Genomic DNA, 13,586 nt, shown 5'->3' with positions numbered 1-13,586 from the left:
TTCTGACTGTTGCTGCTGCTTACTGCCTTGGTGTGCCAGTATACTCCAATTTATCGTTAATATACCCACAGATTTTCAAACAGTAGAATGCAGGGGAAAATAACTGGTGACTGTTGACTACTGACTATTAACTAAACAAATGACAAGAAACGGTATCGGTATTCGCACAGCACAAGTGCGTTCAGAACGGCTGACTGGCCAAATACACGTATATGATGGTGTGGGCAAAGGGAAATCCCAAGCTGCTTTAGGGGTGGTTTTGCGCTCGATTGGTTTGGGGATCAACACACCGAATAATTCCAACCGGGTTTTACTGCTGCGGTTTTTAAAAGGGCCAGAACGGGATTATGACGAAGATGGAGCGATCGCTGCTTTACAGCGCGGATTTCCCCATTTAATTGATCAAGTCCGCACCGGGAGAGCAGAATTTTTTGGCGTAGAACAAATTACAGCCTTTGACCGCGAAGAAGCAGCACGGGGTTGGGATGTCGCCAAAGGCGCGATCGCGTCTGGTTTATATTCCGTCGTCGTTTTAGATGAACTTAACCCCGTCCTCGATTTAGGTTTACTCTCAGTTGATGAAGTAGTGCAGACACTCAAAGCTAAACCCCAAGAGTTAGAAATCATCGCCACCGGACGCGCTGCGCCGCAACAACTACTAGATATTGCGGATTTACACTCAGAAATGAAACCGCAACATCATCCTACGGCCAAACAATTATTGATGAATGGGATTGAAATTTATACAGGCGCAGGTAAAGGTAAATCTACCAGTGCTTTAGGGAAAGCCTTACAAGCCATAGGTAGAGGTATCAATCACCCAGGCTCAACCCGTGTATTAATTATGCAGTGGCTCAAAGGTGGTAGCGGCTATACAGAAGATGCAGCGATCGCCGCCTTGCGACAATCATATCCTGAAGTCGTCGATCATCAACGCTGCGGTCGAGATGCGATCGTCTGGCGCAATTCTCGGCAAGAATTGGACTATGTAGAAGCTGAACGGGGTTGGGAAATTGCCAAAATTGCGATCGCTTCTGGCTTATATAAAACAATCATCCTCGACGAACTCAATCCCACCGTTGATTTAGAATTACTTCCCGTTGATCCCATTGTCCAAGCTTTACTCCGCAAACCCCGCGACACCGAAATTATTATTACCGGTCGCTGCCAAAATCAACCCGCCTACTTTGATTTAGCCAGCATTCACTCAGAAGTTTATTGTCACAAGCACTATGCTAACCACGGCGTAGAACTCAAACGAGGAGTAGATTTTTGAATAAACTATTGACTATGGACTGTTGACCCTTGACTTTTAACTTATGGAAAATCAAGACTTGCTCGATTTGGTGATAGGAGGACTAGGGATCGCTATTCTTGGTGGTGGGATGTTAATGATGTTCACAACCATATTCACCACCAAAAATAGATAATCCTACTTTATAACGCCTGTAGAGACGTTGCAGTGCAACGTCTCCTCAATGCCAAATGCCCAACGCCCAATCAAGCAATACAAGTTGAAAATTTGATAAAAAAATTTAAAATAAGGGTTTGGCTGAGGTGCATGATGAAAATAGCAATTACTGGCGCAACTGGATTTGTGGGCAGTCGTTTGGTGGAAAGACTCCAGCAACAAAGTCATCAAATATTGATATTAACGAGAAACACTACTTTTGCTCGCAAGGTGTTTCCAGCAGAAGTTTTTACTAATGTAGAGATTGTTGCCTACACACCCACTACATCCGGTGCTTGGCAAGATGCCATTGCAGGCTGTGACGGCGTAGTTAACTTAGCCGGCGAACCAATAGCCGAGAAACGTTGGACACCAGAAGAAAAACAAGCAATCCTCAATAGCCGACAGATAGGTACACAAAAAATCGTCGAATCTATAGCCAAAGCTGACCCTAAGCCTAGGGTGTTAGTTAATGCTTCCGCCATTGGCTATTACGGCACTAGTGAAACCGCTACCTTTGATGAAAGTAGCCCATCTGGTAAAGATTTTCTGGCTAAAGTTTGCCAAGCTTGGGAAGCAGAAGCCCAAAAAGTGAAAGATGCTGGTGTCCGCTTAGTAATTTTGCGCTTTGGGATTGTACTGGGATTGGGTGGGGCTTTAGGTAAAATGATCACCCCATTTAAACTGTTTGCTGGGGGGCCGATTGGTAGCGGTAGGCAGTGGTTTTCCTGGATTCATATAGACGACTTGGTAAGCTTAATTGTGCAAGCCCTCACAAAGTCAGACATGGAAGGAGTGTATAATGCTACTGCTCCTAATCCTGTACGGATGAATGATTTAAGCCAAACTATGGGGGAAGTGATGAATCGTCCCTCCTGGCTACCTGTTCCTGGATTTGCCTTAGAAGCACTGTTAGGAGATGGTGCGATCGTCGTGTTAGAAGGGCAACAAGTTCTACCTAAACTGACTTTAGAGACTGGGTTTGAATATCAGTATCCTAAGTTACAACCAGCCTTGAAGGATATTTTACATTAGATTCAATAGTCCACAGTCAAAAGTTGAGGTGATATTTAACTGTTGACTAATGACTAATAACTATCAGGATGTAGTGGGAGCGTGAGAACCCCTACGCTGTCTTCGAGGGGATGAAACGCGACTCAAGGGGATTTATCCCCGTGTTTCCTCACTTACCACGTTGATTTTCAATGTACTTTTTAACCACCTCGCAGCTCACTTGCCCAGTTGTTGCAACAAAGTAAGTTGGTGTCCACAGGGAGGGTAGTTTTTTTAATTGTGGAAATTCTTTTCTTAAGTAATTTGATGCCCTACCCTTAACCCACCTAGCAATATCTGCGGGTGATTCATGGGTCGGTGCATTAATAAAAAAATAAACATGGTCGGGTTGAACTTCAAGCGCAATTAATTTCCATCCATGCTCAGTAACCAAATCAAAGATGATTTCTTGTAATCGCCTAGCAACGTCTTTAACTAATACGGGTTTTCTACGCTTTGGTACAAATACAAAGTGGTAGTTGATTGATGATACAGAGTTTTCTGTGCGTCTGTACTCGTAATCTTATGCGTGATAATTTAGCCATTGCCAAGTGTTGACTCTGTTTGTTGTTTCAACTATTCTCCTAAACAGGAGGTGAGTAAAGATTGTACAGAACAATTCCAATCAGAGCTAAATTCACGGATGAAGAAAAAACTTTTTGGGTTCACCAATGCCAACACTCAAGCAGCTTAATAAATTGTGCGATTTACCATACTCGCCAAAGTCATTACGCAAGATTAGAAAGCATGGATAATGCTTTTACAACTTACTGGTGCGGTGACGAATTGCGTAGTGGATGGAAAACTTATTATTGTCAAACAACTTATCCTGAATTAGATAAAGCTCTTAAGGACAATCCACATTACAAAGGTTTAGCAGCACAAGCAGCACAACAAACTTTGAAATTAGTTGGCGAATCAATAACTAGCTACAACGGATTAGTTAAGGCTTACTACAACAGCGCAGTTGATAAACCTTCGTTGCCTAAGTATCGCAAGAAAGGAGGTTTGGCAGCAGTAACATTTCCTCGTCAAGCACTGACTTTTAAAGATGGTTATTTCCAGCCATCAATTAGTAAAGAAACTAAACCAGAATTAATCACAGATATCAAACTACCTTTGCCTGATTTTATTGATTCTGATTGGGTAAAGGAAGTAAAAGTTCGTCCTTATTATGGCGAGTTCTGGATTGACTGGGTGATTGATGATGGTAAGCAACCGATTAAAAACAACCCACATCTCGATTACTCCCAGGCATGGGGATTTGACCACGGGGGGACAAATTGGCTGACTGGAGTTGCTACACTGGGTAAAAGCTTGATTATTGATGGCAGAAAACTCAAGTCAATGAATCAAGGTTATTGTCGTTTAGTCGCCAAATACAAGCAAGGTAAATCTGATTTTTATTGGGATGCTAAACTTGACCGCATTCAGCGTAGGCGCAATAACCAAATGCGAGATACAATCAACAAGGCAGCTAGATTTATTGTTAACCGATGCCTAAATGACCGAATCGGAAATATAGTTATTGGCTGGAATGAAGGGCAAAAAGTTAACGCTAGTTTAGGTAAAGCAAATAATCAAAACTTTGTCCCAATTCCAACAGGTAGACTAATTCAAAGATTAAAAGAATTGGCTAGTGAATATGGAATTATTGTTACCGTAACAGAAGAAGCTTACACTTCAAAAGCGTCTTACCTAGATGACGATAACCTCTACAAGCATGGTGAAAAACCCGCAGGATGGAAACCGTCAGGTAAAAGAGTAAAACGTGGATTATATCAATCAGCTAAAGGATTATTAACCTCCGCAGATGCACAAGCAGCAGCAAATATTTTAAGAAAAGTAGCCACACAGCTAGGTTTATCTTTAGCCGAGGTGGGTAGGGCATCTTTGACTGTGCCACAACGATATGACTTGTTTAAGAGATTAAATAAATCATATCGTAAACGTTGCGTAGCGTGTCTGAAGACGCAAGTAGCAACATCAGTTTAGAATCCCCTGTGATTCCATCCAGGGGAGAAGTCAATGGCTAGAAAGAAACTTCCTAGATACCCAACTCATTAAACCACTGAGAAGCGCACCCCCCATTAGTATACCAATAGCCGGGTTAAATACAGGTTGCCAAAGTTTGTGCCACAAATCTAAACCTAGGTTAACTCCGCTTGCATCACCCATAACTGCGATCGCAAACCAAGCAAACCCAAAAAAAACCAAAAATACATCCGCAACTAAAATCAAGTTAAGCCAATTTAACAGTTTCTCTTTCATAGGTAACTGGGGACTGGGGAACTCGGGGCCCCCTCTGGGGATAAGGGGCAATGGGGACTGGGGACTGGGGACTGGGGATTGGTTACATAGAAGAAGAGAGCAGAGTATCAAAGGGTTAATACTTATATTAAGTATTCTCCCCTGCTCTCCTGCTCCCCTGCTTCCTCCTATCTTCTACTCACCTAAAACCCAGGCTTTGACTTTTGCCAAACTTTGCCAATCAGGTTTTCTGCTAAAACCATCTTCAATACTATTTTGAATTTCCTCCCGCCATTCTGGATTCACCAAAATTAATTGGTTGGCAACATCAATGTGTTGTCTGATACCTTTTTGATTAGTTTCCAGCATAGCTACAGCGAGATTAACTCTCGCTTGGGGATCTTGAGGGTTTAACTTTACAGCTTTTTGGGCAGCCTTCAAGGCCAAGGTGTATTTATCTTCTAGAAGATATAACCAAGCTAAACAAATCCATGCTGCACCTGTTTTCGGAGAGCGATCGCACACTTCTTTAAACACAGGGATTAAATCAGTGGCGGGTTCTCCGGCTTTATAACGAGACAAACCTGTATCAAACAGGGATTCTACTGTTTGAGTCATAGAAAATTAATCAATGGTCAATAGCTCATCATAGTCCTAAGTCAACAATCTATAGCCAAAAATTCTGCCAAACTGGACTATAGACTATAGATTATTTAACTAAACACCAAATGATTTGCCACAACCACAGGTTTGATTGGCATTGGGGTTAGTGAATTGGAAACCACCACCAATCATGGCATCGCTGTAATCGAGCATTAAACCGTAAAGATATAATAAGCTCTTCTTGTCGCAAACTATCTTAAAGCCATCGTAGTCAAATACTTCGTCCTGGGGAGTGATCTGGCTTTCTTGTTCAAAGTCCATCAAATAAGACATTCCAGAGCAGCCACCTTGACGGACTCCTACTCGTAAGCATAAGTCTTGGCCTTGCTTCTCCTGGAGGGATTTTACTTGGCGCAGAGCTGTTTGACTCAACTGTATGCCGCTTTGTTTAGATTGAGTAACTTGTGTCATCCGCTTTTCCGACTCCTTAAATGGTTGAAAATACCTTATGAGTGATTGTCTAGCGATTTTTGTATATATTCTAGCGAGAATGATGACGCTAATTGCCAAAATATAAACACTCCGTCAAAAGCAGCCAAAGGTTTTTATTCTAGAATTGAGAGACTCGGTGTGTTTAGAGATTGGGTATTTTTTAAAGATACATCCCTGTGACAACATGAGTCGCCAACACCTTCAGGTAAAGCCAGAAAAATGCTATCACTGGCTAGCCATTCCCCAAAGGTTACTTTTATATTGCTTCTTTTTGGTTAACTCACTCTATGACAAGTTTTAATCGCTCTACCAGTCGTCGGCTGAAGAAATTAACGCAAATTCCTTCTGTATGGGAGGGCGATCGCCGTCCGTTGTCATCACCGACCCAGCATTCCCACTCAGAAGACAAGGGCGAATGTATTCTTTGGGTGGATGGTTCACAAGGTATGGTTCGGGGAATGGATGTGATATCTCCAGATACTGGGCCGGAAGCGATCGTTCGCACCTTAATGCGAGCGATGGAAAATCCCCACAGTCCCGCGAAACCCGCTAGACCTCAAAGAATTATCGTTAAAGACCGGGAAATTCAGTTTTATCTGCGTGGCGTACTCCAAGATTTAGATATTGCCATTGACTATGCACCAGAATTACCTTTAATTGATGAATTATTTCGCGGATTTGCCGAAATTATCGACAATCAAATCCCCGATTTACCTCCACAGTATGCCCAAGCATTACACAATAAAGCATTTGCAATGTGGCAAGCTGCTCCTTGGGAATATTTGGAAGAGCAGCAAATCTTGTCTATAGAGATTAATAAATGGGATGTTGGCACACTCTACGCCTCAATCATGGGAATGTTGGGGATGGAATATGGCATTTTGTTTTACCGTTCAGAAGATTCCCTCAAGCGATTTCGTGCCGCAGTTTTACAAGATGATGATTCTCAAGGGCATTTAGAAGAGGCTTTTCTCAAACAAGATTGTCTGTTTCTGACTTTTGATACTGAGGATGATGAGGATGAGGATGATGATGATGATGATGATGATGAATTTGAGGATTTAGCTGATTTAGCCTTATCAGAAATTACCCCAACCTTTGGTACTATCCACCCCCTGGAAGGGCTAAGGTCGGTTTTGTATGAAGAAGAAGCCATAGCTATCTTCTTAGCTTTAGAGAGCCTTTCCCGCTTTATTCGTGACCACCGTCATCAACTGTTTGCAGACGACTTCCCCAGTGTGAGTCATCGCTATCGCATTTCTCTACCTGAAGCTAAGGAAGATACTAAATCAGTATCTGTCACTGTTGCGACTATGCCGGAACTCGCCGCCGAATTAGAAGAAATGGCAGAATCCAGTATGTCAGAAGAAGAAATAGATGAGCTTGACTCAAATGCGTTTCGTTCACTGCGAGATGACTTAATCCCAGAAGACTCTTTTCTCAGCTTGGGAGTCATCTCTTGGGAGATGCTGGAGTCTCTGCGAAAGGGAGTTACTCATCACCAAGCTGGTGAAATTCAACCAGTAGGTGATGGATTACCCGTAATTTTGATTCAAACTTCTCGCCCCAAAGCTAAAACTGTTATTGAAAGCATGGAAGCAGCTGGTGGTCTCAACGCTATTTGTTTTAACCCCGGTGCTGATCCTTTTGATGGCGATCGCTATGACTTAGGTTTATTACAAACTCAAAATGGTGAATTGTTTCTTTTCGGGGAATTTTTAGATGAAGACCCCATCCATGTAGAAGCTCGCAAAAAATGGAATCAACGCTGTAAGCAGACCAAAGGTTATTGTGGGTTAATCATTGCCAAAGGCTTAACAGGTGCATCCCGTGGTAATCCGCAATTGCGAGATATGATGGCTCTATTTGAAGCGCGATCGCTCTCACCCAAAGATTTAGGTATCGGTACTCTCCAATTAATGCCCCAATTTCAATTGGAATAGCAATTTCGGTCATTATCTATAGATAAATTTCCAACTTATTTCCCTCATCTGCGATAGCGGCTATCTTCTTGGTAGCCGCTATCGCTTCTATTTCTTCATCAGCTAAAGCACCTCTAGTTTGCATATGATGAATGCGCCTAACTATTGTGGGGTGGGCATCTTGTCCGCCTATGTTGTGCAAACTAAATGTCCAACAGCTTATCAATTTGCTAGGGAGTGCTGAGTAAAGAATACTTACCTCTAGTATCCATGTCCCATACCCAATCCCCAATCCTCAGTCAATTTACTTAACGGGTGAATTCATCAATTTTTCATAAACTCACCCATTTTTTAGTTATTTCTCATAACTAGTTGGGTAACTTAATAAGGTAGATAAAAACTTACTTGTCAGGGTAATTACTAATGTCAATAGTTAGTTATTTATTAAAAATGAAATTTGAGTGGAAAATCAAAAAATAATAATGTTTTTAAATTATATTTCTGATGAAGTATATATAAGGTTACAGAGAAATTCAAACAGAACGATTTTATCTTTATGGGTTTCTTATGAAGCTCCAAAAATATACAATTTATCGGTTTAATAAAGTTTTCCTAAAGCACAAAAAACATGGCTATAATAGCCATACAACAAGCATATAAGAAGCTGATGGAGTAGGTAGCTAATTTATTGATTTAATCCTGAACCTCAATAGAGGTATTCAGGCTCTAGTCACGGATAGAATAAAAATTCCCCACTTTTTTATAAACCAAACCTCTGGAGAGATGGATTATATGGAAACTAATTAGCTTAACTTAATTGTAGAAATTTAATTGGGTAAAGACATCTCCTGAAACAGCGAGTCTGCACTATTATCCTCATCACCTAGTAGAGATTTCTTCTATTCTCTTGAAAAACTATGAACTATTTGACAAAACAAACATTTTTAGTATGGTCGCTATCACTTGTTTCGCGACACAAATTCTGATAATCTTATCGTCTTCATCTTCAATTTAGTTGTTTTTGATGATGTTAATACACAGCAAATAGCATGATAATGACTAATAAAAAATGGGCCGTTAAACGTATAACTGTGAATTTAGCTACACAGGAAGCAGAGAAACTAGAAAAATACTGTCAACAGACAGGTAGACCTGCAACTGATGTAATTCGGGAACTGATTAGAAGTTTACCTGTATCAGATGACAGCAAAGAAGTGAGTAGATAGGAGGTGTTTTGATGTTATGGCAAGACATCTTTTGACTACTCAATAAATACCCATATAGCGGTTTTAAATCCACTTTTTCTGACAAAAATTTGTCTAGTGGCAAATATACGCTTTATGTTAATTGCATCTATTAACTGACAATTAACAGGGTAATACAAGCATATTGATCATCAGGTGCATGACTTTGCCATACCTCAAAATAATGTGTCGCTAGAGATAAGTAGCAAATTCCGACACCAACCCAGTTACAATTTGTAAAGAAACTGAAAAGGAAAGACGGAATGCGCGTTGCAATTGTAGGTGCGGGATTGGCTGGACTAGCAACCGCAGTAGATTTAGCTGATGCAGGCTGTGAAGTCCAGATTTTCGAGTCCCGTCCGTTTGTTGGGGGTAAAGTTGGCAGTTGGATTGATGGTGATGGCAACCACGTTGAAATGGGGTTGCACGTATTTTTCGGGTGCTACTACCAACTGTTCGATCTCATGAAAAAAGTAGGGGCGTTATCAAATTTACGCCTCAAAGAACACACTCACACTTTCATCAACAAGGGGGGACGCACTGGTGCTTTGGATTTTCGCTTCTTCACAGGTGCGCCTTTTAATGGGTTGAAAGCATTTTTTACAACTTCTCAACTCTCATTACAGGATAAGTTACAAAATGCGATCGCTCTGGGTACTAGCCCTATCGTGCGGGGATTAGTAGACTTTGAAGGAGCGATGAAAACCATCCGCAACTTAGATAAAGTCAGTTTTGCTGATTGGTTTCGTAGTCATGGAGGTAGCGAAGGTAGTATCAAAAGGATGTGGAATCCCATTGCTTATGCTTTGGGATTTATCGACTGCGAAAATATGTCAGCCCGTTGTATGTTAACCATATTCCAATTTTTCGCAGTCCGCACCGAAGCTTCCATACTGCGAATGTTGGAAGGTTCTCCTGATGAATACCTCCACAAACCCATCCTGAAATATTTAGCAGATAGAGGTACAAAGGTTTACACTCGCCGCCAAGTCCGGGAAATTCAGTTTGCTGAAGTAGAGGGACAAACCCATGTCACTGGTATAGTAGTTGCCCAAGGTGACACAACAGAATTGATTACGGCTGATGCCTATGTCTGTGCTTGTGATGTGCCAGGAATTCAGCGCGTCTTACCCCAAGAATGGCGCAAGTGGTCAGAATTTGACAATATTTATAAATTAGATGCCGTACCAGTTGCCACTGTACAGTTGAGATTTGATGGTTGGGTGACAGAACTGCAAGATGGGGAGAAGCGTAAACAACTAGATCAGGCAGCCGGTATAGATAATTTACTCTATACGGCTGACGCTGATTTTTCTTGTTTTGCGGATTTAGCTTTGACTAGCCCTAGTGATTATTATCGCCAAGGGCAGGGGTCATTGTTACAGCTAGTGCTGACACCGGGAGATCCGTTTATTAAAGAAAGTAACGAAGCGATCGCGCAGCACGTCCTTAAGCAAGTTCATGAATTGTTTCCCTCATCACGGGAATTAAATATGACTTGGTACAGCGTGGTGAAATTGGCTCAATCCCTATACCGCGAAGCACCAGGAATGGATGTTTATCGCCCTCATCAAAAAACTCCTGTGCCTAACTTCTTCTTAGCGGGTAGCTATACTCAGCAAGACTACATCGATAGTATGGAAGGAGCAACACTTTCTGGACGACAGGCGGCAAGAGTCATCCTAGAAAATATTAAACAATAGAGTTATGGGTTACTCTCATTAAATACAAACCGAAAAATAATGGCTGACTGGCTAGAGCATAGCGTACAGGTAGAAGTAGAAGCTCCCATAGATTTAGTATGGGGTTTATGGTCTGACTTGGAGCAAATGCCCAAGTGGATGAAGTGGATTGATTCAGTGAAAATTCTGCCTGATAATCCAGAAATTTCACTATGGAAATTGAGTACAGGCGGATTGGAATTTACTTGGAAATCTCGCATCCTCAAAGTTGTCCCCAACCAAATCATTCAGTGGGAATCTGTGGATGGGTTGCCGAATCAGGGAGCAATCCGCTTTTACGATCGCCACAGTAGTAGCATTGTCAAAATGACTATTTCCTATGCTATTCCTGGTTTACTGGGCAAAATCATGGATAACCTATTTTTAGGGCGAGCCGTAGAATCAACAATCCAAGCCGATTTAGAGAGGTTTAAGGAATATGCTTTGAATACGAAAGCAAGTTGATGTCAGTTCAACAACAGACACCTCCGAAAAATAATGTAGAGACGTAGCATTGCTACGTCTCTAAAGGGTTTCTTGGTAGGCTCTGTTTTACGTCTAGAGATATCTAGAACTATCTATCAAATGGGTCGCCCGGGATTCGAACCCGGAACTAATCGGTTAAAAGCCGAGTACTCTACCGTTGAGTTAGCGACCCGCGCTGCATTTCGCAACTTCGCTATTATAGCACTAATGTCTAGGTGTTTGTCAAGGGATAACTAGAAAAAATCTGCCGTTAGTTTCACAGATGCTGTGTAACTAGCTCCTGGTTCAAGTACAGTCAGTTTTTCACCTGTATTTAGTGAGTTGCGGGGTGCGCTCCAAGGTTCTAGACAATAGAACTCTTTACCCTTGAGCGTCCAGAATACGAGCAGAGAAAAAATATCGTCGGAGTCTAGGGTAAGTTTGAGCTTGCGGCTATGGTCTGTCACACTAGCAGACTGACTGGTAATCTGCCCAAAGGCGAAATCAATTTCATCCCGGCTGAAGTCAAAATTGCCGTTAAAGGAATGAACTTCTTTGGTTTTTTGGTCTTGATACTCCTGAGAGGGAATAGCGAACTCTAGCTGATTTTTATCCCCTGCGAGGAAGTAAGGATGAAAACCAGCCGAAAATGGCAACGGTGTAGATGAAAGATTGTGGTAATGCTGTTTAATTAAGAGCGTATTTCCTTGTAGTTCGTAAGTGAAAACCACTTGGAAATCAAAGGGATAAACCGCCTTGGTTTGCTCGTTGCTGTTAAGAACCAGTGTGAGTGCTGCTTTATCTGTCGTGAGTTGATCAGTTACTTCCCAGGGTAGGTCACGAGCAAAGCCATGTTGCTTGAGAGTGTACGGCTTACCGTTGAGGGTGTAGGTGTTATCTGGTAAGTTGCCACAAATGGGAAACAAAATTGGGTTTCCACCTCTGACGCTCAACTCTGGATTGGTAAAGCGTTCTGTGTCTAGGTAGAAAATTTCTTCTCCCTTAACTTGCCAACGGGTAATGATTCCACCGCGTTCTGGTACTACTTCCAGATGAGAACCAGCAGTTTCATCAGAAAGGATATAGGTTTTGTACTGTTGCTGTTGAATGGCAATACTAAACACAGGATTAGTCCTCGGAGAGTGATGGAGTGCTGAGTGAGAGAGTGCTGAGTGCTGAGTGAGGGAGTGAGAGAGTGCTGAGTGCTGAGTGCTGAGTGAGGGAGTGTTTTTCTCTTTACTCACAACTCATTACTCATTACTCATTACTCATTACTCATTACTCAGCACTCATTACTCATTACTGTTATTCGTCTTCTGCAAAAATAAAGCGGTACAATTCGCTGGGATCAGGTTCAGGGCTGCTTTCGGCGAATTTTACGGCTTCGTCGATCACTGCCTGAATTTTGTTCTCGATCGCTTTCAATTCTGCCTCATCTGCTAAGTTCTGCTCTATTAGGTAAGCAGCTAGCTTTTTGATGGGATCGCGAGAAAACCAGAATTCTTTTTCGGTTTTGCTCCGCAGTTCGTCTGGATCTGCTAAGGAGTGACCACGGAAGCGGTAGGTTAGGGCTTCGATTAAGGTTGGTCCTTCACCTGCACGGGCGCGGGCTACGGCTTCTTGGGCTACGGTGTGTACTGCTAGTACATCCATACCATCTACTTCTACGCCCACCATGTTAAACACGCTGGCTTTTTTGTAAATCTCTGGGTCGGAGGTGGCGCGATCGTGCGCCATGCCAATTGCCCATTTATTATTTTCTACTACGAAAAGAATTGGCAATTTCCATAGGGCTGCCATATTCAGCGTTTCAAAAAACTGACCGTTGTTAGCTGCACCATCACCGAAGAAGCAAGCTGTTACTTGATCGGCGTTGCGATCGCCTAAAACTTCACGACGGTATTTACTTTGAAAAGCTGCACCAGCCGCTACGGGAATGCCTTCAGCTACGAAAGCATAGCCACCTAACAAGCGGTGTTCGGCAGAAAACATATGCATCGAACCACCGCGCCCTTTACTGCAACCGGTGGCTTTGCCAAATAGTTCTGCCATGACTTCTTTTGCTGGTACTCCCGCGCTCAAAGCATGAACGTGGTCGCGGTAAGTGCTAGAAACGAAATCTTCCCCTGGGCGCATGGCTTGAATTACGCCGGTGGAAACTGCTTCTTGCCCGTTATACAGGTGGACAAAACCAAACATTTTGCCTCTGTAATACATTTCGGCGCATTTATCTTCAAAAAAACGCCCTAAAATCATGTCTTCGTATAAAAGCAAGCCTTTTTCTTTGCTGATCTGGGCGGTAGCAGTATCAAATTTAGGTAATGCGCGTTCTTGAACCATTATTTTTTAGTATTCCTATTCTAAAAACGAAATTTACCATTTTCAA

Annotated in this window: 14 protein-coding genes and 1 tRNA gene; 7 read left to right on the top strand and 8 right to left on the bottom strand. The window is 42.2% G+C overall.

Annotated elements, in window-relative coordinates:
• Nucleotides 1–139: 139 nt before the first annotated feature.
• Complete coding sequence (locus L6494_RS23065; RefSeq protein ID WP_237990063.1) at nucleotides 140–1,276, top strand: cob(I)yrinic acid a,c-diamide adenosyltransferase; 1,137 nt, start codon at nucleotides 140–142, stop codon at nucleotides 1,274–1,276.
• A 288-nt stretch (nucleotides 1,277–1,564) separates the two neighbouring features.
• Nucleotides 1,565–2,485, top strand: a complete 921-nt coding sequence (thyD, locus tag L6494_RS23060) for a thylakoid membrane protein ThyD (protein WP_237996239.1) — start codon at nucleotides 1,565–1,567, stop codon at nucleotides 2,483–2,485.
• Nucleotides 2,486–2,633: 148 nt separating this feature from the next.
• Here the strand turns inward: thyD and tnpA are convergent, their stop codons facing one another.
• Complete coding sequence (gene tnpA / locus L6494_RS23055; protein WP_237996236.1) at nucleotides 2,634–2,987, bottom strand: IS200/IS605 family transposase; 354 nt, start codon at nucleotides 2,985–2,987, stop codon at nucleotides 2,634–2,636.
• Nucleotides 2,988–3,109: 122 nt separating this feature from the next.
• Between tnpA and L6494_RS23050 the strand changes: the two genes are divergently transcribed.
• Nucleotides 3,110–4,498 (top strand): RNA-guided endonuclease InsQ/TnpB family protein, encoded by a 1,389-nt coding sequence (locus L6494_RS23050; protein WP_237990062.1) that lies wholly within the window; start codon nucleotides 3,110–3,112, stop codon nucleotides 4,496–4,498.
• Nucleotides 4,499–4,528: 30 nt separating this feature from the next.
• Here L6494_RS23050 and L6494_RS23045 read toward each other — a convergent pair whose 3' ends face one another.
• From L6494_RS23045 to L6494_RS23035, 3 genes are all read right to left on the bottom strand, one after another.
• Nucleotides 4,529–4,774, bottom strand: coding sequence for a hypothetical protein (locus L6494_RS23045; protein WP_237990061.1), 246 nt, complete (start codon nucleotides 4,772–4,774; stop codon nucleotides 4,529–4,531).
• Between the two features lie 174 nt (nucleotides 4,775–4,948).
• Nucleotides 4,949–5,371, bottom strand: a complete 423-nt coding sequence (locus L6494_RS23040; RefSeq protein ID WP_190698999.1) for a tetratricopeptide repeat protein — start codon at nucleotides 5,369–5,371, stop codon at nucleotides 4,949–4,951.
• Nucleotides 5,372–5,470: 99 nt separating this feature from the next.
• Nucleotides 5,471–5,827 (bottom strand): HesB/IscA family protein, encoded by a 357-nt coding sequence (locus L6494_RS23035; protein WP_237990060.1) that lies wholly within the window; start codon nucleotides 5,825–5,827, stop codon nucleotides 5,471–5,473.
• 308 nt (nucleotides 5,828–6,135) lie between these two features.
• Here L6494_RS23035 and L6494_RS23030 point away from each other — a divergent pair, with 308 nt between their 5' ends.
• Entirely contained in the window at nucleotides 6,136–7,791 is a 1,656-nt protein-coding gene (locus L6494_RS23030; RefSeq protein WP_237990059.1) for a DUF6930 domain-containing protein, read from the top strand.
• Between the two features lie 16 nt (nucleotides 7,792–7,807).
• On the opposite strand, the gene L6494_RS23025 is transcribed toward L6494_RS23030, so the two are convergent.
• The gene (locus L6494_RS23025) at nucleotides 7,808–7,972 is read right to left on the bottom strand and encodes a hypothetical protein (protein ID WP_237990058.1); all 165 of its coding nucleotides are present in this window, start codon (nucleotides 7,970–7,972) and stop codon (nucleotides 7,808–7,810) included.
• A gap of 847 nt (nucleotides 7,973–8,819) precedes the next feature.
• On the opposite strand from L6494_RS23025, the gene L6494_RS23020 reads away from it, so the two are divergent.
• From L6494_RS23020 to L6494_RS23010, 3 genes are all read left to right on the top strand, one after another.
• Nucleotides 8,820–8,996: a CopG family transcriptional regulator gene (locus tag L6494_RS23020; RefSeq protein WP_237990057.1), complete on the top strand. Its 177-nt coding sequence runs from the start codon at nucleotides 8,820–8,822 to the stop codon at nucleotides 8,994–8,996.
• 281 nt (nucleotides 8,997–9,277) lie between these two features.
• Nucleotides 9,278–10,717: a 9,9'-di-cis-zeta-carotene desaturase gene (zds, locus tag L6494_RS23015; protein ID WP_237990056.1), complete on the top strand. Its 1,440-nt coding sequence runs from the start codon at nucleotides 9,278–9,280 to the stop codon at nucleotides 10,715–10,717.
• A gap of 39 nt (nucleotides 10,718–10,756) precedes the next feature.
• Nucleotides 10,757–11,200 (top strand): SRPBCC family protein, encoded by a 444-nt coding sequence (locus L6494_RS23010; protein WP_237990055.1) that lies wholly within the window; start codon nucleotides 10,757–10,759, stop codon nucleotides 11,198–11,200.
• 121 nt (nucleotides 11,201–11,321) lie between these two features.
• On the opposite strand, the gene L6494_RS23005 is transcribed toward L6494_RS23010, so the two are convergent.
• The 3 genes from L6494_RS23005 to pdhA form a co-directional block, all read right to left on the bottom strand.
• Nucleotides 11,322–11,393 (bottom strand) — tRNA-Lys (locus L6494_RS23005).
• Between the two features lie 61 nt (nucleotides 11,394–11,454).
• Nucleotides 11,455–12,324, bottom strand: coding sequence for an aldose epimerase family protein (locus L6494_RS23000; protein WP_237996234.1), 870 nt, complete (start codon nucleotides 12,322–12,324; stop codon nucleotides 11,455–11,457).
• Nucleotides 12,325–12,505: 181 nt separating this feature from the next.
• Nucleotides 12,506–13,540, bottom strand: coding sequence for a pyruvate dehydrogenase (acetyl-transferring) E1 component subunit alpha (pdhA, locus tag L6494_RS22995; RefSeq protein ID WP_237990054.1), 1,035 nt, complete (start codon nucleotides 13,538–13,540; stop codon nucleotides 12,506–12,508).
• Between the last annotated feature and the right edge of the window lie 46 nt (nucleotides 13,541–13,586).

Origin of the sequence: Nostoc sp. UHCC 0870, assembly GCF_022063185.1 — a bacterium.
GTDB lineage: Bacteria > Cyanobacteriota > Cyanobacteriia > Cyanobacteriales > Nostocaceae > Trichormus.
The sequence above is the reverse complement of the archived record's forward strand: the minus strand, read 5'-3'. Positions and strand labels throughout refer to the sequence as shown.